The organism is Catenulispora pinisilvae, assembly GCF_015356865.1.
GTDB lineage: Bacteria > Actinomycetota > Actinomycetes > Streptomycetales > Catenulisporaceae > Catenulispora > Catenulispora pinisilvae.
Genome location: NZ_JAAFZA010000094.1, coordinates 16,517 through 37,140, shown reverse-complemented (window position 1 = coordinate 37,140; position 20,624 = coordinate 16,517). Strand labels below are relative to the sequence as shown.

General features: G+C 70.1%; 17 protein-coding genes. 11 read left to right on the top strand and 6 right to left on the bottom strand.

The window, feature by feature from the left end:
- Positions 1-319: 319 nt before the first annotated feature.
- Positions 320-1,075: a (Fe-S)-binding protein gene (locus IZR01_RS24655; protein WP_228560141.1), complete on the top strand. Its 756-nt coding sequence runs from the start codon at positions 320-322 to the stop codon at positions 1,073-1,075.
- Between the two features lie 55 nt (positions 1,076-1,130).
- Here the strand turns inward: IZR01_RS24655 and IZR01_RS24650 are convergent, their stop codons facing one another.
- The 3 genes from IZR01_RS24650 to IZR01_RS24640 form a co-directional block, all read right to left on the bottom strand.
- A complete protein-coding gene (locus IZR01_RS24650) occupies positions 1,131-1,883 on the bottom strand; it encodes a DUF695 domain-containing protein (RefSeq protein ID WP_194925235.1) in 753 nt (250 codons plus the stop codon).
- Positions 1,884-1,944: 61 nt separating this feature from the next.
- Entirely contained in the window at positions 1,945-3,153 is a 1,209-nt protein-coding gene (locus IZR01_RS24645) for a hypothetical protein (protein WP_194925234.1), read from the bottom strand.
- A gap of 90 nt (positions 3,154-3,243) precedes the next feature.
- Positions 3,244-4,098: an alpha/beta fold hydrolase gene (locus IZR01_RS24640; protein WP_194925233.1), complete on the bottom strand. Its 855-nt coding sequence runs from the start codon at positions 4,096-4,098 to the stop codon at positions 3,244-3,246.
- Positions 4,099-4,264: 166 nt separating this feature from the next.
- Between IZR01_RS24640 and IZR01_RS24635 the strand changes: the two genes are divergently transcribed.
- From IZR01_RS24635 to IZR01_RS24620, 4 genes are all read left to right on the top strand, one after another.
- Positions 4,265-4,927 (top strand): hypothetical protein, encoded by a 663-nt coding sequence (locus tag IZR01_RS24635; RefSeq protein ID WP_194898603.1) that lies wholly within the window; start codon positions 4,265-4,267, stop codon positions 4,925-4,927.
- Positions 4,928-5,149: 222 nt separating this feature from the next.
- Entirely contained in the window at positions 5,150-6,904 is a 1,755-nt protein-coding gene (locus IZR01_RS24630; protein ID WP_194925232.1) for a serine/threonine-protein kinase, read from the top strand.
- 25 nt (positions 6,905-6,929) lie between these two features.
- Positions 6,930-8,966: a murein biosynthesis integral membrane protein MurJ gene (gene murJ, locus IZR01_RS24625; RefSeq protein ID WP_323747086.1), complete on the top strand. Its 2,037-nt coding sequence runs from the start codon at positions 6,930-6,932 to the stop codon at positions 8,964-8,966.
- 213 nt (positions 8,967-9,179) lie between these two features.
- A complete protein-coding gene (locus IZR01_RS24620; RefSeq protein WP_194898606.1) occupies positions 9,180-9,956 on the top strand; it encodes an SGNH/GDSL hydrolase family protein in 777 nt (258 codons plus the stop codon).
- A 109-nt stretch (positions 9,957-10,065) separates the two neighbouring features.
- Here the strand turns inward: IZR01_RS24620 and IZR01_RS24615 are convergent, their stop codons facing one another.
- Positions 10,066-11,859, bottom strand: coding sequence for a helix-hairpin-helix domain-containing protein (locus IZR01_RS24615; RefSeq protein WP_194925231.1), 1,794 nt, complete (start codon positions 11,857-11,859; stop codon positions 10,066-10,068).
- A gap of 109 nt (positions 11,860-11,968) precedes the next feature.
- Positions 11,969-12,979 (bottom strand): aldo/keto reductase, encoded by a 1,011-nt coding sequence (locus IZR01_RS24610; protein ID WP_194896618.1) that lies wholly within the window; start codon positions 12,977-12,979, stop codon positions 11,969-11,971.
- Positions 12,980-13,111: 132 nt separating this feature from the next.
- On the opposite strand from IZR01_RS24610, the gene IZR01_RS24605 reads away from it, so the two are divergent.
- On the top strand, positions 13,112-14,161 hold the full coding sequence (locus IZR01_RS24605; protein ID WP_194896617.1) for an LLM class F420-dependent oxidoreductase: 1,050 nt from the start codon (positions 13,112-13,114) through the stop codon (positions 14,159-14,161).
- Between the two features lie 188 nt (positions 14,162-14,349).
- Complete coding sequence (locus IZR01_RS24600; protein ID WP_194896616.1) at positions 14,350-15,129, top strand: hypothetical protein; 780 nt, start codon at positions 14,350-14,352, stop codon at positions 15,127-15,129.
- On the opposite strand, the gene IZR01_RS24595 is transcribed toward IZR01_RS24600, so the two are convergent.
- Entirely contained in the window at positions 15,126-15,629 is a 504-nt protein-coding gene (locus IZR01_RS24595; protein ID WP_194925230.1) for a GNAT family N-acetyltransferase, read from the bottom strand. The genes IZR01_RS24600 and IZR01_RS24595 overlap by 4 nt on opposite strands.
- 199 nt (positions 15,630-15,828) lie before the next feature.
- Here IZR01_RS24595 and IZR01_RS24590 point away from each other — a divergent pair, with 199 nt between their 5' ends.
- Genes IZR01_RS24590 through IZR01_RS24575 form a run of 4 tightly spaced genes read left to right on the top strand, consistent with a single transcriptional unit; the run spans position 15,829 to position 20,598 of the window.
- Positions 15,829-17,676, top strand: a complete 1,848-nt coding sequence (locus IZR01_RS24590) for an SCO2524 family protein (RefSeq protein WP_323746492.1) — start codon at positions 15,829-15,831, stop codon at positions 17,674-17,676.
- A 2-nt stretch (positions 17,677-17,678) separates the two neighbouring features.
- The gene (locus IZR01_RS24585; protein ID WP_194896614.1) at positions 17,679-18,602 is read left to right on the top strand and encodes an SCO2523 family variant P-loop protein; all 924 of its coding nucleotides are present in this window, start codon (positions 17,679-17,681) and stop codon (positions 18,600-18,602) included.
- Positions 18,603-18,607: 5 nt separating this feature from the next.
- A complete protein-coding gene (locus IZR01_RS24580) occupies positions 18,608-19,615 on the top strand; it encodes an SCO2522 family protein (protein WP_228555234.1) in 1,008 nt (335 codons plus the stop codon).
- Positions 19,615-20,598, top strand: coding sequence for an SCO2521 family protein (locus IZR01_RS24575; protein ID WP_194896612.1), 984 nt, complete (start codon positions 19,615-19,617; stop codon positions 20,596-20,598). Before IZR01_RS24580 ends, IZR01_RS24575 begins: the two co-directional genes overlap by 1 nt.
- Positions 20,599-20,624: the final 26 nt, after the last annotated feature.

Here is a 20,624-nt window from a genome sequence, read left to right as displayed (position 1 = left end):
GCCGCGGTTCGCGGTGCGGTCGTTTCGGCGGGGGCGGGCGGATGCGCTGCGGGCGGATGCGGCTGCTGGGCGGCGGGAGTCAGGGCCCGGGATCGCCGCGCGGCAAGGCGGAGAGCCGGTGGCGAGGCTTGGCGACTCGGGCGCGGCGGTGGGATCGGACTCGGGCGCGGCGGAGGCGCTCGGCAGCCGGCGGTCTGGTGGTGCGGCGGCGGCCGGGCCGGCGGGCTCCGGCGGGTCGGAAGTGGCTGCTGGGCGGCAGCCCGGCGTGGCAGGGCGAGCCGATTCGAGTACGTCTGCCGGTGCCTGGTCGGGTTCTGCTTTGCGCACGCTGTCAGGCACGCGCTCGGTCGTCCTGTGGGCCGACACCTTCACCGAGAACTTCACCCCCGCCGTCGGAGAGGCGCTGATCGCGGTGCTGCGCTCGGCCGGATTCCGCGTCGTGGTGCCGCCGCGTACCGGCTGCTGCGGCTTGACCTGGATCTCCACCGGACAGCTGGGCGTCGCGCGCCGGGTCTTGTCCCGCACGCTGGAGCTGATGCGGCCGGCGATCGAGGCCGGGTTGCCGATCGTGGTGCCGGAGCCGAGTTGTGCGGCGGCGTTGCGGGAGGAGCTGACCGAGGTGCTGCCGTCGCATCCGTTGGCGGCGCGGGCCGCGGAGCTGGTGACCGGGCCCGCGCAGTTCCTGGCCGCGCACGCTCCCGACTGGCGCCCGCCGGCTTCACCCTGGAGCGGTCACAAGGCGCTGATCCAGATCCACTGCCATCAGTACGCCGGCGGTGCTACCGGCGAGGCGGAGGTGGAGCTGCTGGCGCGCGCCGGGGTGGCGGCGACCGTGGTGTCCGGCTGTTGCGGCCTGGCCGGGGATTTCGGTGTCACCGCCGGGCACTACGACGTGTCAATGGCCGTCGCCGAGCTGAGTCTGCTGCCGGCCATCCGCGCCGCGTCGTCGGACACGTTGCTCGTCGCGGACGGGTTCAGCTGCCGCACGCAGGTTGAGCAGGCGGTGGCGGAGCGCCGGGTGTGGCACGTCGCCGAGGTGCTGGCCGCCGGCCTGCCATCGTCGGCTGAAGATTGATCAGCAGGCAGCCCGATCGCCCGGCAGCTCGGTCACCGCGCAGCCCCCAGCGTCGCTACTTCGCGACCACGCATCCCCACCCGTCATAACCCCCGCCAAAACGCTCAGCCATCTCATACAACCCCCACACCACCGCGTGAATGTGGTCCAACTCCACCGCGTCGTCCCGCTGCAACCGCACCTGCCACCGACCCTCGGGCCCCCGGTGCCCCTCGCGCTCCTCCACCGCGCCGCCGAACCCCGCCGCTCGCGCCTCGGCCAGCAGCGCCCGGCCGCTGCGCTCGTCCGGGACGTCCAGGTAGTGGTCGACCGGGCGCGGCACGTCGTGCCGGTCCCCGTTCTCCGCCAGCGACTGCAAGACGCGCCGGTCCATCAGGTACTGCATCGTGCGCGGGTCGGGCCACAGGAACTCCGTGTAGTACGCCCACGCCGGGTCCTCCTCGCTGAAGGTCTCCAGCTCGTAGTCCGCCGACTCGGCTTCCACCTTCGCCACCACCGCGCGCCCGTCGCTGTGCGGCGGCAGTTGGAAGAAGTGCTCGCGGTAGCCGTGGTTGTTCATGCACGCCAGGTAGACCGCGTCCGCCCCCTCGGTCAGCGCCGCGACCAGCGCGTCCTGGAGGGCGTACATGGCGTCGTTCTCGGTGCCGTCGGGCAGGCCGTTGGCGCGCGGCGCGTGGAAGGCGTGCCGGACGTGCAGCCGCTGCGGGTGTGTGCCGCGCTCGGCGGCCTCCCGCAGGTCCAGATCCAGGCTGATCACGGCCGGCGCGCCGTCGACGTCGCAGACATAAACATCCCAACCCATACCCATGACCGGCACGCTATCCAGCCGCGGCCCTGGTCCGCAGGGATACCGCCAGCTTCGTCGCGGATCAGCCCGCGGCGCCGCCGCTCGGTGTGGCCTTGCCCGCCCCGGTGTTGGCAGTGCTCGGCGTGTTCCCGCCGGCGGACGAAGTCGGCGCCGTCGTCGGTCCGGTGCTGCTGCCGCTGCTCTGCGGCGTGGAGGGGATCGAGGAGGGCGAGGTGGAGGGACTGGTCGACGGTGTCGACGACGGCGCCGAAGGCGTGCTCGGCCCGGAACCCGACGGCGACGGGGTCGAGGGCGGCGTGTTGCTCGGCAGCCCGCCGGCCCCGGACCCGGACCCGCTCGACGAAGGTGAGTCCGGCTTCTGCGACGGCGTGCTCTCCTTGTGCGTGCCGCCGGTCTCGCTCGGATCCTGCGAGGCGGGCTGGTGGTTGTTCGAGCCGCCGCCGGTCCCGGGGTCGAACACGTTGCTGTGGTAGCCGGGGAACTCGCCCTTGCGCGCCACTTCCAGAGCGGTGACGGCACCGGTGCCGATGACGAAGCTCGCGATCGCCGCCGCGATCATCGGCTTGCGGCCGGGGAGGCGGTCCTTCCACGTCTGCGGTGCATCGGCCGCGTCATCGGCACCGGCCGTGATCGTCGGCAGCACCACGGTCTCGGCGTTCGGGCCCGCCGCGAAGGGCGTGCCGCCGTGCAGCACGATCGTCTGGTCCAGATCGCTGCTCAGGACACCGGTCGGCAGCTCGACGCGGGTTTCATCGACCCGAGTCGCGTTGCTCCGAGCCGCGTTGATCCGAGTCTCGTCGTCCCGAGTCCCGCTGCCCCGAGTCCCGCTGCCCCGAGTCTCGCCGCCCCGGGCCAGGCCGAACCGAGGTGCGTCGACCCGAGTCGCGTCAACCGCCGCGCGGTCATCCGCCACCAGATGCGTCCGGGCCTCCCGGTCCGCCGCGTCATGCTCGGCCGCCGACTCCCGCTCGATCCGGGCCCGCGACAAGATCGTCGTGTATGCCTCCGGATCCAGCACCGGCATCGCCTTGCGGGCCGCGGTCTTCCCGCGTTCGAGCGAGTGCCCGATCAGCGCGCTGGCCGAGGTGGCCACCGTACTGGCGACCGCGGCGCCGACGATGGTGCCGGCCACTCCCAGCTTCGAGCCCACCGCGGCGGCCAGGGCGGCGGCGCAGGCACCGGCGGCGATCTTGGTGACGGACAGGTCGATGTGCGGGCGGGGGGCTCGTTCGCCGCGTTCGTCGCGGTCTTCAGGCGTCGGCGTAGTCATACGCTCATCAGTTTTCCAAGCCGCGCCACGGTTTCTCGACCCATGAGCGGCAGCTGTGACCGGATTCACGCCGAGAGCGGCGTTTGCTCCTCAGCTTTCAACAGAGCGAACGCGGTCGGCCACAGCGCGCGCCAATTCCTCCGGCGCCTGATCCGGAATCCAGTGGCTGATCCCGTTCAGCTCCACGAACCGGTACGGCCCCTGGACGAACTGTGCGCACCGCTCCGCGACCGGGCGGCCGATCGCGATGTCCTCGGTGGACCACACGAACGTGGTCGGGATCGTCACATTCGCCAGCGCCACCGACTGCTTCACATCGATCGCGCGGTACCAGTTCAGCGCGGCGGTCAGCGTCGCGCGCTGGCCCAACGCCGCGTAGTGCGGCAGGATCGCCGATTCCGGCAGCGGGGAGAACAGGTCGTGCAGCGCGCGGGCGCTGTTCGCCAGCAGCACGTCCTCGGCCTTCTCGCCCTCCATCCGGAACAGCTGCACATATGCCGACCGCTGCCGCTGCGCCTCGCCCTCCGGCCCCGGATCGGCCAGCACCTCGTAGAAGCCGCGCAGGTGCGGCACCGAGACCGCGGTCAACGTCCTGAAACGGTCCGGGTGCGCCACCGCGGCGTGCCAGGCGACGATCGCGCCCCAGTCGTGCCCGACCAGGTGCGCGCTCGGCAGGTGCAGCGCGTCCAGCAGCCCGACGACGTCCTGGACCAGGCGGTCCACGTGGTACTCCTCGACCTGCGTCGGGCGCGCGCCGGGGGAGTAGCCGCGCTGCTCCAGGGCGATGGTGCGCATGCCCTCGGCGGCCAGCAGCCGGGAGGTGGCCTGCCAGCTGGCCGGGGTCTGCGGGAAGCCGTGCAGCAGCACCACCGGGGGGCCGGTCTGCGGGCCCTCCTCGGTCGCGGCGAACTCGTACGCGCCGATGGTGACGTGGTACGCGCGCATGTGCGCCCCCTGCTGTCCGTGCGGCGGCCGGGCGACCGCCTCGCCTGCAGCGACGCTACCGAGCCGCCGCCGCGTCGTCCATGGGGCTGACAAGTCCATGCCTTCTTGTCGGTATGCAGGCGGGTATTGCGAGCCGACACGGCCAAGACCGGATACCGTCTACCTCATGTCTGAACCGACCACCCCCACCGCCGCCGACGTCCGCACCGCCGCCGACGTCCTCAAAGCCGCGATCGACGCCCACCTGGCCGCGGTGGAAAGCCGGTCGGACGAGAGCGACCCCGCCGTGCGCGCGGCCTTCCTGGCCATGGCCGCCGCCGCCGAGGCCTACGACGACTCGCTGTACGACACCTACAACGAGGTCACGCCGTTCGAGATCCCGAGCCAGTACCCCGAGGTGGCCGCGGACCCGGACAACCCGGAGGCGATCAGCGTGCTGATCCGCCGCGACTACCAGATCGAGCACCCCGGGCGGCTGCTGGGCGCGGCCCGCGGCCTGGCCGCCGGCGCGGTCGACCCGGAGGTGGACATCAACACCGTCGCCGGCTCGCTGGCCGCGCTGTTCGACGTGTTCGACCCGGACGAGATCCACAACCGCTCCGACGAACTCGGCCTGATCCCCGCCGACGGCACCACCTGGGTCCTGGCCGCCGATCCGGAGACGATCGGCGACGACCAGTGGTTCGAGGACCCGTTCTCCGACACCGATCCGGAGCGGACCGTCTGCCGGTTCGACGTGATCGGCGACGAGGAGGAGGACGACGAGTACTTCGACACGTTCGCCGAGGACGGGTCGGAGGACGAGATCGACGGGATCGAGGTCGTCTAGACGATTCAATCGTCTAGCTCCATCGGCGACTGCTTCACCGGACAGCCGGCCTGCGGACTGTCGGTGCCCCGGGATAGGAATGCCGGACGGCACCGGTGGGGGGCCGGCTGTTCGCATGCCCGCCTATGCCGCCTATCGGTGATATCGAAGCCGTATATCCGGGTTTGGTGACGATGTTTCGGCCCACAAGACCGGTCAGCCCCTGACCCTAGACTTCCGGCCATGACCGGAGGGGACCAGGGCGGATACGTGATCGACGGGCGTTTCGAGCTGCTTGCTCGGCTCGGCGGCGGCGGTATGGGGTTGGTGTGGCGGGCACGCGACCTGATGCTTCAGCGCGAGGTCGCGCTGAAGGAGGTGCGCTCGCCGGATCCGTCGCTGCACGGTAGCGATCCGGCGGAGGCGCGCGTGGTGCGGGAGCGGGTGTTGCGCGAGGCGCAGGCGTTGGCCCGGCTGCACCACCCCAACGTGGTGACGATCCACCACATCGTCGACTCCGTCGAGCTGGCCCACCCGTGGCTGGTCATGGAGTTGGTGACCGGCGGTTCGCTGGACGGGCTGCTCGACGAGCGCGACCTGACGGTCGGCGAGGCGATGCGCATCGGGCGCGGTGTGCTCGGCGCGCTGCGGGCCGCGCACGCCGCCGGGATCCAGCACCGGGACGTGAAGCCGGCGAACGTGTTGCTGCGTGCGGACGGCACGCCGGTGCTCACCGACTTCGGCATCGCCGCGCTGGAGGCCTCGCCCGGACTCACCGCGACCGGCATGCTGATCGGCTCGCCGGAGTACATGGCGCCCGAGCGTGTGCACGGCATCGAGGGCGATCCGGCCTCGGACCTGTGGTCGCTGGGGCTGCTGCTCTACGTCGGGCTGGAGGGCCGCAACCCGCTCACCCGCGAGACCACCATCGCGACCATCGCGGCGGTCTCTCAGGGCTACGTCCCGCCGCCGGTGCGCAGCGGTGCGATGGGCCCGATCCTCAGCGCGCTGCTGGTCCCGGACCCGTCCCGGCGGCCCTCGGCCGAGGTGCTGGACGCGATGTTCGCGCAGGTCGAGGCCGGGCAGAGCGTGACCGCTTTCCAGGCGCCGATACCGGGGCCGCGGATGCCGTACGCCCAGCAGTCCGGCGGGTCCACGGGCGAGTTCGGCAGTCCGGCCGGCCAGTTCGGCGGCCCCGCCGGACCGTTCGGGACCACCGATCAGATTCCGGGCGCGCCCGGGCGCCCGCCGATCAACCCCTATGGCAGCCAACCCGGCCAGTCCTCCGCCGGCGGCATGAGCCCGGAGGCCGCCGAGCGCTACCGCTCGAAGGCCTTCCGGCTCACCGCGTTGTCCACGGTGTGCGTCCTGGCGATCATGGGCTTCTCGGTGTGGGCCTCGACCCGGGCGCAGAGCCACGCCAATCACACGGCGGACGACGACGCGGCGAACACCGGCCCGACGTTCTCCATGCCGGTCACGGCTTCGACGTTCTCCGCGCCGTCGGACCAGGACACACAGCCCGCGACCCCCTCGACCGCGCCCTCGACCGCCTCGCAGGACCTGCTCACACCGGCCGGGGTCCGGACCGCGATCGCCCAGATCTTCGCGGTCAGCGGCGGCACCCGGATCGCGTCGATGACCGTCTACGACGACCACGCGAGCTTCGACGTGATCAAGAAGGACGACGACACCGTCTACGACACCTACGACTTCAACAACGGGCAGGCCGCCTTCTCGACGACCGGCAGCACCCTGGACCAGGACCAGCAGCCGCTGGACCCGGCCAAGGTGAACTGGAACGCGCTGCCGGCGCTGCTCAAGGACGCGGACAGCACGCTGAACGTCAAGAAGCCGACCTACCACTACGTCATCGTCGATTCCGACAACATCGACGGCTCCCTGGAGATGCGGGTCTACGTCGGTGACGACTACCGGGGCGGGTACCTCCTGGCGGATCTGACGGGCAAGATTCTTAAGCGGTACCCGCAGGAGTGAGCGCTCTGTTGCTAGTTTGCTGTCGGTGAGCGAACCCGAGACAGACCCGCGCCGCTACGCGCAGGCCGCGGCCGTCACCGCGGCCCGGTTCGAAGTCCCGGCGGTCGCCGGCGACTGGGACACCGGGATGCTGCGGGTGGTCGCCGATCCCGCGCGCCTGGCCGAGCTGCTGCCGTTGCGGCGGGGGCCGGTGCAGGGTGCGGCGGTACAGGGTCCGGCCGCGCAGGGGCCGGCGGTGCGTGGCGACGGCGACGGCGACGCGGATCGTTCGGCTCCCGGAGCGGCGGATCTGTATCTCGGGCGGGAGGATCTGTGGTGGCCTGCGGTTGAGGATTCTGCGTCTTCGCAAGCTGCCGCGACTGCTGATGTGTCCGCGACTCAGGGCCCGAAGGCAACCCCGCGCCCGAAGCCCGTCAGCGGCGCGCGCTCCTCGACCGCGATGGCCGCCGTGACCGTCCTGTCCCGCTTCGGCAGCATGGCGGCCCAGTTGCTGCAAGCCGCGGCGCTCGGATCCGGCATGCTGGCGACCACGTTCACCGTCGGCAACACCCTGCCGAACATGATCTACTTCCTCATCATCGGCGGCGCGCTGAACGCCGTCTTCATGCCGCAGCTGGTCGCCGCGATGCACCGGGACCCCGACGGCGGTGCCGCCTACGTCGACCGCCTGCTGACGCTGGTGATCTGCGCGTTGTCGGCGGTGACCGTGGTGGCGACCGTCGCGGCGCCGTGGATCGTCGCCGTCCCGGCCCGGCACCTGGACCCGGTCCAGCGCGCGCTGGCCGTGTCGTTCGCCCGCTACTGCATGCCGCAGATCTTCTTCTACGGCGTCTTCGCCGTCGTGGGCCAGGTGCTCGGGGCGCGCGGACGCTTCGGGGCGGCCGCCTGGGCCCCGGTCGCGAACAACGTCGTCGTGGTCGCGGTCTTCGCCGGCTTCATCGCGGTCGGCGGGGGACTCGGGCAGGGCAGCGACCACGAACCCGTCCTCAGCGCCGCGCAGACCATGGCGATCGGCGTCGGCACCACGGTCGGGGTCGTGGTGCAGGCGCTCGTCGTGGTCTGGTTCCTGATCGGCTCCGGCGTCCGCTTCCGGCCCCGCTTCGACTGGCGCGGGGCCGGACTCGGCCAGGCCGGTTCGCTGGCCAAGTGGACGCTGGCCTACATGCTGGTCGGGCAGGCGGTGAACATCCTGGTGATGTCCCTGGCCGCCGGCGTGGACCAGGCGCACCCGGACGCCGGCGTCGGCTACGCCGCCTACTCCAAGGCGCAGCAGATCTGGATCCTGCCGCAGTCGGTGATCACGGTGTCGCTGCTGACGATGCTGCTGCCGCGGATGAGCCGGGCGGCGGCCGACGACGATCCGGCCGGCGTGCGCGACGACCTGTCGCTGGGCCTGCGCGTCTCCGGCGCCGCGATCGTGCCCTGTGCCTTCGCGTTCCTGGCTCTGGGCCCGCAGTTCGCCGCGGTGCTGTTCGGCTACGGCCACACCACGGTCCCGCAGACGCACGGGATCGGCTACATGCTCGCCGCCTCCGGACTCGGCCTGATCCCGTTCTCGGCGCAATACGTGATTCTGCGTGGTTTCTACGCCTTCGGCGACACCCGCACCCCCTTCACCATCGGCCTGATCACCGGCGCGGTGAACGCCGCGATCGCGATCACGGCCAGTGCCACGCTCGGCGGCACCCGCTGGCCGGTGGTGGTGATGGCCGGCGGCACCGGGCTCTCCTCGGCCGTCGGCCTGGCCTGGTCCATCCGCCGGCTGCGGCCCCGGTTGGCCGGGAGCTCCGCCGCCAGACCGGGCCACGGCGTCTGGCGGGTCTATCGCAGGCTGTTGCTGGCCGCGGCGGTGGCCGCGGCCGTGGGCTACGCGGCGGCCCAGGACGTCGGGGCGCTCGTCGGCGGCGAGCGGCTCGGGTCGATGCTCGCCGCCGCGGCCGGGGGCTCGGCTCTGGTCGTTGTCTATGTTTTGGCGGCCAAGGCGCTGCGGGTGACCGAGGTGGACCACCTGACCCGCCGGGTCCGGTCCCGCGTCATGGGGTTGATTCCGCGGACCGGATGACGGGAATACTCCGAAACGTCCTGACCTGCCAACCAAGAAGCTACCCGCTCGTCAAAACTCGTTAGTAACTTAGTCTTCACAGGGCCCTGACCGGGTGCCATTCTCATCCACGCGCACCCCCATCCCACCCCCACATGGAGGTTCCCTGTGCTCCCTCGTCCCCACAAGCGGACGCGGACGCGTCGTCCCGTGCTCAAGCGGGCGCTCATCGTCATGGGCGCGGTGACTACCGCCTTCACCACGGTGTTGGCCACCAACGCCTCGGCCGCCAGCGGCGTCAACTACGTCGCGCTCGGCGACTCGTACTCCTCCGGAGTCGGCTCGGGCTCCTACACCTCGGCCTCCGGCAGCTGCCTGCGCAGCACGCTGGCGTACTCACAGCTGTGGGCCAACGCCCACAGCCCGGCCAGCTACACCTCGGTGGCCTGCTCCGGCGCCACCACCGACGACGTGCTGAACAGCCAGATCTCGGCCCTGAACTCCGGCACCAACCTGGTGTCGATCACCATCGGCGGCAACGACGTCGGCTTCTCCTCGGTGATGGAGACCTGCGTCCTGGACTCCGACAGCGCCTGCCTGAGCGCCGTCAACACCGCCACGGCGCAGGCCAACTCGGTGCTGCCGGGCAAGCTGGCGAACACCTTCGCCGCGATCGCCAACGCCGCGCCCAACGCGCAGGTCGTGGTGATGGGCTACCCCGAGCTGTACGACCTGGGCAACTCCGGCATCTGCCCGGGCCTGTCGACCACGGACCGCAGCGCCCTGAACAACGCCGCGGACACGCTGGACAGCGTCATCCAGACCGCGGCGCAGAACGCCGGCGACTCCTACGCCGACGTCCGGAGCAACTTCTCCGGGCACGAGCTGTGCGACTACTTCAGCGAGTGGCTGCACTCGGTCAACGTCACCGACGTGACCGAGTCCTACCACCCGACGGCCGGCGGCCAGTCCGGCGGCTACCTGCCGGCGATGGACTCCGTCACCGGCTGAGGCCAGGCCAGGTAGTAGGCCACGTAGTAGTCCACGCACGAACGGAACCGCGCCGGTCCTCCCACAGGGACTGGCGCGGTTCCTGCGTCTCTGCTTACCTCTGCTTGCCTCACAGGTCCCTGAGGACCGCCGGGAGCCGGGTGTGCCGGGGCCGGTCCGGGACGTTGGCCACGGCCTGCGGCAGCGCCGAACCCGCGCCGTGCACGATCGACAGGTGCCGCTCGGCCAGCCCGCACAGCCCGTAGACCAGGGCCCGGGTCAGGCTGCCGGACGAGGGGCCGTCCAGCACCACCACGGCCGCCGGCCAGGTGCCGCCCAGCGCCTCGCGCGCCGTCAGCGCCTGGACCTGCTCGGTGCCCAGCCGCTCGCGCAACGCCCGGGTGAGCGTGTCCGCGCCGGCGTCACCGGTGGCGCGGATGGCCACCACCTGGATGTCGTCGGGCGCCAGACCGAAGGTGCGCGGAATGGAGTCGGCGGCCAGCTGCACGGCGCGCGCCACCGCCTCGGAGGCGTCCCGCACCGGCACGATCACCAGCCGCTTCTCGGGGTCGATCGTAGGCGGCGGCAGTTCCCCCTCGCGCAGCGCGAAGCGCAGGTCGGTGAGCGGGTGCGGCTCGGAGTCGGCGGCCCGCACGCGCGGGACGCGGCCGTCGGAGGTGTAGGCCGTCAGTGAGTCCGAGCGAGTCTCGATCAGGTCGCGGAAGGGCTGGCCGGGACCGGCGGGGCCGGGCTCGGCGGGGTCCCCGGCGAGCAGCACCCGCATGCCCTCGGGGACCGCGTCGAGCAGGGCCGCCAGGGACTCGACGTCGATCTGGTGGGCCGCGGAGACGACGACCAGGCCGGGCTGGGGTTCGGCGAACTCGGGGGCGGGGGGCTCGGTTTCGGGTTCGGCCTCAGCGCTGCCTGTGCCGGTTTCGGGCTCCGGTTCGGAGTCATCAGCGCTCGTGGTGTCGGCTGCTTCGGAGTCATCGGTCTTCGCCTCGGCATCCGCGGCCGAGTCCTCTGAAACGTCCCGCTGGCCGGGCACCGTCCCAGCGCCCGCCGACTCCTTGTCGGTCTCCGCCTCACCGCGTCCCAGCGAAGCCAAGTACTCCTCGACCGACAGCACCGTCAGCTCGGTCCCGCCGAGCTCCCGGTTCAGCGTCCGCACACTCGCGGCGTTCCCACCGATTATCGCCACCGGCACCCCGGCCGCCGCCGCGGCCTCGGCGAACCCGGCGATCTGCGCGGTCTTCGCGATGCCCGGCGCGGTCGCGACCAGGGTCAGTCCGTACGCGCCGACGGTGTCCCGCAGCTCGCCGTGGATCCGGTCGCCGGTGGCGTCCAGGCGCTCCCAGTCCTCGCCGAGCGGTTCCGGGGTGGCCAGCAGGCGCTGCACCGCCTCGCCGACGCCCTCCTCGGCGAAGGCGTAGCGCTCCCTGATGATCATCAGATCGGCGGCGCCGGTTCCGGAGTCGTCACCCTCGGAGTCGCCGCCCCCGCCGGAGCCGTCTTCGTCCTCTTCCTCGACCGCATTGGAGAACGCGAGCATGTCGCCTTCCTCCAGTGCCGCGTGCAGGGCCCCGGCCGGGTCGCCGAAGCCGAGCGTGCCCAGCGCCGAGCACAGCACGTCGGCCGGCTGCGCGGTGTGGCCGTCGAGCGCGGCCCGGTCCAGCAGCCAGCCCAGCACCGCCCGCGCGCGCCGCGGGTCCTGCGGGCCCGCGGTGCCGCCGAGCACGCTGCGGGCGAAGCCGTCGGCGGCCTCGGGGCGCACCCCCGGCACCGACAGGATCAGCCACGGGTCGCCGGCCAGCCGGCTCGCGGCCTGTTCGCCGAGCGTCGCGGCCACCCGCGGGGCCAGGTCGCCCGGGGCCCCGGCGGCGGCCAGGAGCTGGTCCAGGGACGGTGCGTCCGGTTCGGTCATCGTCACTTCTCGTTCCATCCGTCCTGCGCCATCGCGAGTTCTGTTCGCGCTTGAGCGGGTTTGTGCGGTCTTATCTATTTGATCGTTACTGCATATCTTGCAAGCTTTGTCACTGGTTCTGCGTGTGCTGCGACACCAGCCGCGGCCGGGCCGGCTGCCAGGTGTGCTCCGGATAGCCGATCTCGGGTTCGGAGACGTCGTCCAGCGCCTCGCGGATCTCCCGGGGCAGGGTGAGCAGCTCGGCGTTGAGGCAGCCGCGCAGCTGGGCCACGGTGCGGGCGCCGACGATCGGGGCGGTGACGCCGGGCCGGTCGCGCACCCAGGCCAGGGCCACCTCCAGCGGCGCCACGCCGAGGCCGTCGGAGGCTATGAACACCGCGTCCACGATGCCCTCGCTCGGGCCGTCCAGGTAGGGCTCGACGAAGGGCGCGAACATCGCCGAGGCGGCGCGGGAGTCGGCCGGCACGCCGGTGCGGTACTTGCCGGTCAGCACCCCGCGGCCCAGCGGCGACCAGGGGAGCAGCCCTATGCCCAGGTCCACGGCGGCCGGCAGCACCTCGCGCTCCACGCCGCGTTGCAGCAGCGAGTACTCCATCTGCGCCGAGGCGATCGGGGCCCGGCTGAAGTCGGCGGACTGCCAGGTCGCGGCCCGGGCCAGCTGCCAGCCGGTGTAGTTGCAGATGCCCACGTAGCGGGCCTTGCCGGAGGCCACCGCGGTGTCCAGCGCGGCCAGCGTCTCCTCCAGCGGGGTGGCGGCGTCGTAGGCGTGCAGCTGCCACAGGTCGATGTAGTCGGTGCCCAGCCGCTTCAGCGAGGCGTCCAGGGCGTTCAGGAGGTGGCGCCGGGAGGCGTCGAAGCGGCGCGGGCCGAACGGGACGCTCACCGCCTTGGTGGCGATCACGACGTCGGAGCGGATGCCCTCGACCATCCGGCCGATGATGTACTCGGCGTCGCCGTCGCCGTACACGTCGGCGGTGTCGACCAGGGTGCCGCCGGCGTCCAGGAACGTCTTGAGCTGGTCGGCGGCCTCGTGTTCGTCGGTGTCCCGCCCCCAGGTCATCGTGCCCAGCCCCAGCCGGGACACGCGCAGTCCCGTCCGCCCCAGGTGTCGCTGCTCCATGACAGGTGACGCTATCGGTTGCCGGGGACACCGCGTGGGCGGCGTCACCATCGCGCCGCTTCCTACTGACGAGTAATATCAGCGGCGACGGCCTGGCGATCAAGCGCGGGGAACCGCGGACAGGAGTGGGCGATGAAGCTCGGCGTGAACATGGGCTACTGGGGCGCGGGCAACGACGCCGAGAGCCTGGAGGTGGCCAAGGAGGCCGACCGGCTCGGCTACACCGTCTGCTGGGCCGCCGAGGCCTACGGCAGCGACGCCGCCACCGTCCTGACCTGGATCGCGGCCCACACCCAGCACATGGACGTGGGCGCGGCCGTCTTCCAGATCCCGGCCCGCACCCCGGCCATGACCGCGATGACCGCCGCCACCCTGGACACCCTGTCCGACGGCCGCTTCCGCCTGGGCCTGGGCGTCAGCGGCCCCCAGGTCTCCGAGGGCTGGCACGGCGTCCCGTTCGCGGCCCCCCTGGGCCGCACCCGCGAGTACGTGGCCATCGTCCGCAAGGCCCTGACCCGCGAACGCCTCACCTACGAGGGCAAGCACTACCAACTGCCCCTGCCCGGCGGCCCCGGCAAGCCGGTGAAGCTGACGGTCCACCCGGTCCGCGAAACCATCCCGGTCTACCTCGCCGCGATCGGCCCCAAGAACCTGGAACTCACCGGCGAGATCGCCGACGGCTGGCTCCCGGTCTTCTTCAGCCCCGAGCACGCGGCCGAACACCTGCAACACATCAAGGCGGGCCGGGCGAAGGCCGGCAAGAACAACCTGGACGGCTTCGACATCGCCCCGACGGTCCCCACCGTCATCGGCGACGACGTCCAACTGTGCGCGGACCTGGTCCGCTGGTACGCGGCCCTGTACATCGGCGGCATGGGCAGCAAGGAGCAGAACTTCTACAACCAGCTCGCATGCCGTATGGGCTACGAGAAGGAAGCCGACGAGGTCCAGCAGAAATACCTGGCGAAGGACTACGCCGGCGCGGCGGCCGCCGTCCCGTTCGAGTTCATCGACCGCACCAGCCTGATCGGGCCGAAGGAGCGGATCGCGGAGCGGATGACGGCGTATAAGGAGGCCGGGGTGACGACGCTGAGCGTGGCGGCGGCCTTCGGGGATCGGGAGACCCGGTTGGGGATCGTCCGGACGGCGGTGGAGGCTGCTGAGTTGGCGGGGATCGCCTAAGCGGCGCCGGTGGGTGCGGTCAAGGGTCTCGCGGTCACGGCTCCGGGGCGGGCGGCGCGTCCGCCTCGGCCGTGCGCCTGAGAATCGGGTAAGGACCCTGGCTGTGTATCAGAAGGTCATCGACGTGCTATCGGATCATCACTAAACTCGCGTAAGTGCCGACCTCGAGTTTCCCCGGCGTCGAATCAGTGATCGACGACATAGCCAAGTGCGAGCTGAGATACCGCGACGGCACCGAGAAGAATCTTGGCGAAGAGAAGCTACTGGAGCTTCTTGACAGCTACCTGCCTCCCCTGGTGTACGCCTTCGACAGTCGGGTCCCCTCCCCTCGGGAACGCGGTGGCGACCTGGCGTTGGAGAAGGAATTCTACGAGTGGCGCAAGACCACGAGCGGGGATCCCGAGGCGCGCCGGGCAGCGGTGATCCGGTCCTTCCTGGCGACCGAGACCGAGAGGCGCGGACAGTTCCGCCTCAGCCGCACACAGAACGGACGCATCGCAGCCCACTATGAAGCGATCGGCAAGGAATTCGTCGCGCTCGGGATGCCGGGGCATGCCATGTTGGCGTTCCAGAGCGCGGCAGACCTGTTCCTCCAGCTCCAGCAGAAGCGCAAGCGGGAACTCTCGCTGCTGAACCTGCGGCGCGCGCAACAGCAGGCCCGCCAGAGCGGCCCGGCCCGCTTCTTCGAGGCGATGTACGACGCGATCTGCGGGTACGGCTACCGCCCGTTCCGGATGCTCGGGTGGATGGCGGTGACGCTACTGGTGTTCAGCGTGGCCGTCTGGCTGTGCGGACCGGCTGGGTACGCGCGGTCGCTGCACGGCTGCTTGATCGACTTTCTGAACCCGCTGCAGTTCGGTTCCTTGGGTGCCAACTTCGGGTCGGCGGCGCAGGTGCTGCTGGTCATCGAGAGCTACTTCGGGAGCATCTCGACGGCGATCTTCTTTGCGTTCCTGGTCAGGGGCTAGGACAGGGCCGCGATATACGGGTCCGTGACCAGAGACCGTTGGAGTACCTGGTACGGGTCGCCGTTCCCGTAGAAGTTGTCGCGTACCTCGCCCTCTGCGGTGAACTCGAATGCTTCGTAGAGGTGGCGGGCGGCCTTGTTGTCGGGGCGGACGGTGATGTAGGCGTCGGAGGCTCCGGAGGCCATCATCAGCTCCATGGCCTTGTCCATCAGCAGGCGCCCGATACCCTTGCCCTGATACTCGCTGCTGACCGCCAGTCCCATCAGCCAGACTTCGGAGTTGTCCGAGTTCGGACACACCAGGGTGTAGCCCGCCAGATCGCCGTCGTACTCGGCGACGTACCAAGACTGTTGGAACAAGAGGTACAGCGACGTCAGGTACATCAGGGGGTGACCGGCGTCGTCGAACACTTCCCGGTCGAGGAGCTCCAGCGCCGCAAGATCCTTTTCCCCCACGAGGCGCAGCCGTATCGCAGAAACGGGCGAATGCTCGTAGATCATACCAATCTCCGTCGACTCTGCCTGCTTACTGACATCGGTTGCTCACGCTATGCTGTGAATGGTCGGGTGTGTGCGACGACGAGAGCTGGGCGCAAAACGGCGAGTCGCGCGTAAAGATCAAGCTCAGAACACTGATAAGATCCGCCATCGGCTTCGCTCGTCGACACCTTTCAGTTTTTGAATATAGGCGGCTACCACGGTGAGAATCGAACCGCGCAAACAGATCCTCGACATCTGGCGTGACATGCTGAAGGACTGTTACGAGGGCAAGAAGTGGACCTGGGGCGGCCGCGCCAAATCCAACCCCATCGCGGACGCCGAACAGCTCCTGTGTCTGTTCTACCCGATCACCCAGATCGACACCTTCGGTGTCTATGATCCCGACGCCATTCCCGACGACGTGCTCGAGGTGCTGCGGCCGTTGGGGGAGTCCAGCCGGATCTCGCGCACGCTGGTGGATGTGGCGCTGGAGTACTTCGACAACCACACCGCCGAGGACGGCCAGCCGCGGTTCGGTGCGGGCAGCTATCTGGGGACCCTGGATCCGAACCAAGCGCCGCCGACGGACCAGCGGGTCCAGGAGCTCGAAGTCGTCGACGCCTACTCCATGTCGATCACGCTGTGCCTGTCGCTGCTGGTGTTCGTGAACGCCCGTGCCGAGGAGGAGAAGCAGGCCCGGCAGCTGGACAAGCTCGGCGACCTGCGGGTGCGGGCCTCCCGGCGGCTGACCGCGGCGATGATCGGCATGCTCCGCAGCTTCGTGGTGAACTCCGTCAGCGTGGACACCGCCGAAGGCCAGAACATCCTCAACATGCTGCGGCAGGGCGACACCACCGACGCGGAGCTACAGCAGGGCCTGAGCACCCGGTTCGGCCGGCTGCGCAGCCAGCTGCACGCCGACGTGCGTCTGGGCGTGCCGGACGAGACCAAGCCCGACGACGACCAGCTCTTCGAGTGCGGCTGGACCTGGGGGATCGCCCAGGGCGCGGAGCCGATCGACGGCTTCGACTTCACCCTGGCGGCCAAGGAGGGGTACGCGACGACCCGCCCCTGGCTGTACTTCACCGTGTCCGCCCTCGACGGCATCGTCGACCTCAACTCCCGCCGGATCAGGGCCCTGAACATCCTCGACGAGGACCAGCGCCGGCTGTCCGACGCGCTGGCCCTGCGGTGGGACCTGACCCAGCGGTACTGGTCGGCGGTGGCGCGCTTCGACCCGGAACGATGGCCGCTGGAGGACATCCCCTGGCGCACCAGTGACGGCGAGGAATCCGACTACTACTCCCTGCTGGTCATGTCGGTCCTGATCCAGGACCTGATCAACCGGGCCGCTACCGACGCCGACCTGATCAAGGCGGTCGGCATCATCCAGGAGTTGGCCACCCGCGGCCGCATCACCCGCCGGATGATCGACAACGACCCCGCCGTGGCGCTGCACCACCCCGGCGTGCGGCAGGGCCTGGGCGGCAGTGAGGACTTGGTGGGCACGCGCCTGGCGCTGTACACCACGGACTACGCCCCGCTGATCATCAAACGGTCCTTGCAGGCCGCGCAGCTCACCGACAACATCGAGGCCCGCGAGGCGCTCCTGTCGGTCGCCGAGGCGGCCATGGACCATCTCAACGAGCGCCGCCTGATCCGGGACAACAACCCGGTCGAGCTGTGGGACAGCCTCCATCACTTCCCCGGCCTGGAGAACATCTCGTTCGACAGTCCCTCCTGGTACTTGACCGAGCGTGTCGTGGAGGCCCTGGTCGCCACCGCCACCGCGTTCGAGCAGGAACCGCCCCGCAGCTCCCGCATGTACGACCATCTGCTCCGGTTGTTGCACGAGGCAGACCACGTATACAACCAGGAGCTGCTGCGCTCCAACGTCAACGACCGCACCAACCTGCGGGACCGGCTTCAGGAGATCGGCGAGCACATCAAGCGCTCGCGTGAGCTGCGCTTCCGCCGCACGAGCACCGCGATCGCGCTGGCTGAGCGTGCGCTGCGGTTGCTGGACGCCTTGGAAGAGGCTCGCGAGGACGCCGGGCGGAGCCAGTAACCATGCTGATCTTCTCTTCTTCCGACAAGGGCGGCACCGGCCGCTCGGTGACCAGCTGCAACCTGGCCTATCGGCTGTCGCTGCTCGGCCAGGACGTGGCGTACCTGGACTTCGACTTCGGCTCGCCCACGGCCGGAGCGATCTTCGAGATCCCCGACCTGGAGCGCGGCACCAAAAACGGCGGCCTGCACTCCTACATCCGCGGCAAGGCCACCGAGCCGGTGCGCGCGGACATCCGCGGCACCACCGAGCGCCAGCCGCTCAAGGAGCGGCCGCCGGGCTCGGGTAAACTGACCCTGTTCCCCGGCGACTCCGGCGGTGCGGAGTTCGCGCTCACCAACGCGCACATCAAGAAGGCGACAGAGCTCTTCCAAACCGTCGAGCGCGAGTTCGACGTCTGCATCGTCGACCTGAGCGCCGGGCGGTCCTCGGCGCTGGACATGTCCGTGCAGGCGATCTCGCCGGAGAACCGGCCCAAGAAGTCAGAGGCGGTTCGCTGGCTGCTGTTCCACCGGTGGACGACACAACACGTGATCGCCGCCAGCGGTCTGCTGCTGGAGGAGAACGGCATCGTCTCTTGCGCCGTCCAGTCCGGTTTCGTCAAGCAGGAGTTCCTGCGCCTGGTGCGGACGGTCCGCACCGCGGTGCCGGACGCCTCAGCCTTCGGCAAGGAGACCACCGCTGAGCAGGAGGCCTGGCTCAGCCGCAGCGACGACATACTCAAAACCCTGGCCAAGGGCCGGGGGCTGGGGCTGGATCTGTTGGCCAGCACCACCCCGCTGGAGCCGATGCTGTTGTGGCGAGAGCAGGTGATCATGGATGTGGACGTCAAGCGCCGACTGGCCAACAAGGCCACCACTCAGGCGTTCGAAGAACTCGCGAAAAAACTGATCGATGACGAGGCCTGGGAAGGTTTCGAACGGTGAGCACCATGTTCTCCGCGGCCCCGGATGCCCAGGCCCCGGTCTTCCACGAGCGCAACCAGGGCACGATCGTGCAGAACCTGGGTCTGTCGCACCTGTCGGTCGAGGTCGGCCACTTCTACATGGACGAGCTGGAGAACGGCGAGGAGCCGATCCGCACCCAGTTCGAGCGGGTCAAGCCCTGGCTGGACGCCGCCAAGGCCTCGGCGATCAGCGGCGGTGAGCGGCCGCGGGTCAGCACCTGCTTCCTGGTCGACGACTATTTCCAGCACTGGCCGGATGCCCCGCAGATAATGGAGAAGCTGCTGCGGCTCTCGCGCGAGGCGGGCGTCGTCATCGACTACGTCGCCCGGGAATCAGCGTGCGCGCGACGGCTGGACGGCTTCCAGACCGCGGAACTGGTCGCCACGCGGCTTCTGGAGGAGCCGTCCCCGGAGGGGGCCAATGGCGGGCGTCCGCCGACCTCGATGTCGGGGTGGATGTCGAACGGGAGGCCGCCGCGTGAGTCCCATGTGCTGGAGACCATGCAAGCCCACGGGTGGGAACCGGCGCACGAATACGGCGAACGCAACCACTCGATCTACCTCGACGTCGAGCTCTGGGACAGCCAGGCCAGACCGGTGGGCGGCGATGACGGGGAGCTGGGCCGCCGGTATTCCTGTCCGTTCCTGGCCGCGGTCTGGCAGCTCATCCGGCTGGGGCTGCTGCGCCAGGACGGCCAGCCCGCGCTGAAGGTCACCGACTTCGACGGCGAGTGGCGCAAGGAGTGGGATCAGTGCCCTGACATCGTCAAGGTCAACCCGAACGCCCAGCCGTTCTACGCCTACCGCTCGTTGAGCATCATGCCCCGGACGTTCCTGCCGATCGAGCACTCGGTGCAGAACATCATCAACCACTTCCTCCCCGACCCGGCGGTGGTGGAATCGCTCGAACGGCAGGCGGGCGCGAAGAACGTACCCCTTCCGCCGGTCATCGCCGACCGGCTGAGCCACTTCTTCCTGGCCGGCGGGAATTGATGGCGCGCACTGTCGGGCCGTCCGACCCGAGTGGGCAGCGACCACAGGTCGTCCTCGGGGCCGTGACGACCGGTCTGCTGAACACCTCCGAGCCGCTTCCCCTGGAAGCGGCTCGCCAGGCGCTGGCCCTGCTTCCCGGCGTCAGCGCGGACTGGCACCGGCACCCGATCGAGCAGGTGGTCTCCCCGGACGTCTTCTTCGGTCTGGACTGTCGGCTGGCCGTCCCGCCCGGATCCGGTTCCCAGCCCAGGGTGATCGGGACGGCGCGGGCCCGGGCGGTGCTCACCGCCGGCCACATCCTGCAGGGCTCGGCGCGCGTCGAAGTCCTGCTGGACGCCAACCGCCGGCGGCTGCCCTGGGCGCACTACGCGGCCCGGACCGGCGTCGTGGAAGCGATCAACAAGGCCGACCCCGCCGACCTGGTGACCGGGTTCCTGCGGGGAGCCGTGGACAGCACCCTGCTGGACCTGGGTAAGACCGGGGCCTACGTGATGTCCCTGCTGGACCGGGCGCCGCAGATAGACCGGCGGGCCCGGCTGAAGACCGAGACCGGCCGCCTGCTGTGGGCCGTGCACGTCCAGGACGGCGTGGAACCGGACAGCCTGGTGGAGCTGCGGGACGACGGAATGCTGCGGGTGCGGATCGGCACTCCGGCCGAGCTGCTACCACAATTCGTCGAGTTCTGCGAGATTCTGGCATTGCACCACTGGTTATTGTCAGCGTTGCGAAACGCCTTCGACCGCTCGACCCGGTCCCGCCGCCGCCGGCCGGAGGATGAGCTGGATCCGGCGCTGAGTTACCTGGGCCACGTCTGGAATCCGGGGGCCCATCTGCCTCACGAGATGCGCGGTCTGTGGCAACGCCTGGAGAACGAGGCGCAACTCACGTGGGAATGGGAGTCCACTTTGACCCGGGTCCGGGACAAAGTGTCGCTGTTGACACGAAAAGCGATTGAAGAGACCCTGCACAAGGAGGTTGTCTAAGGGCTCGATGACAGTCAGGGGACGGG

Bases quoted from the DNA above. Each gene is read 5' to 3' on its own strand.
- IZR01_RS24650 (WP_194925235.1), bottom strand. From the start codon at position 1,883: ATGGGTATGGGTTGGGATGTTTATGTCTGCGACGTCGACGGCGCGCCG.
- IZR01_RS24645 (WP_194925234.1), bottom strand. From the start codon at position 3,153: ATGACTACGCCGACGCCTGAAGACCGCGACGAACGCGGCGAACGAGCC.
- IZR01_RS24640 (WP_194925233.1), bottom strand. From the start codon at position 4,098: ATGCGCGCGTACCACGTCACCATCGGCGCGTACGAGTTCGCCGCGACC.
- IZR01_RS24635 (WP_194898603.1), top strand. From the start codon at position 4,265: ATGTCTGAACCGACCACCCCCACCGCCGCCGACGTCCGCACCGCCGCC.
- IZR01_RS24630 (WP_194925232.1), top strand. From the start codon at position 5,150: ATGACCGGAGGGGACCAGGGCGGATACGTGATCGACGGGCGTTTCGAG.
- IZR01_RS24620 (WP_194898606.1), top strand. From the start codon at position 9,180: ATGGGCGCGGTGACTACCGCCTTCACCACGGTGTTGGCCACCAACGCC.
- IZR01_RS24615 (WP_194925231.1), bottom strand. From the start codon at position 11,859: ATGACCGAACCGGACGCACCGTCCCTGGACCAGCTCCTGGCCGCCGCC.
- IZR01_RS24610 (WP_194896618.1), bottom strand. From the start codon at position 12,979: ATGGAGCAGCGACACCTGGGGCGGACGGGACTGCGCGTGTCCCGGCTG.
- IZR01_RS24605 (WP_194896617.1), top strand. From the start codon at position 13,112: ATGAAGCTCGGCGTGAACATGGGCTACTGGGGCGCGGGCAACGACGCC.
- IZR01_RS24595 (WP_194925230.1), bottom strand. From the start codon at position 15,629: ATGATCTACGAGCATTCGCCCGTTTCTGCGATACGGCTGCGCCTCGTG.
- IZR01_RS24585 (WP_194896614.1), top strand. From the start codon at position 17,679: ATGCTGATCTTCTCTTCTTCCGACAAGGGCGGCACCGGCCGCTCGGTG.
- IZR01_RS24580 (WP_228555234.1), top strand. From the start codon at position 18,608: ATGTTCTCCGCGGCCCCGGATGCCCAGGCCCCGGTCTTCCACGAGCGC.
- IZR01_RS24575 (WP_194896612.1), top strand. From the start codon at position 19,615: ATGGCGCGCACTGTCGGGCCGTCCGACCCGAGTGGGCAGCGACCACAG.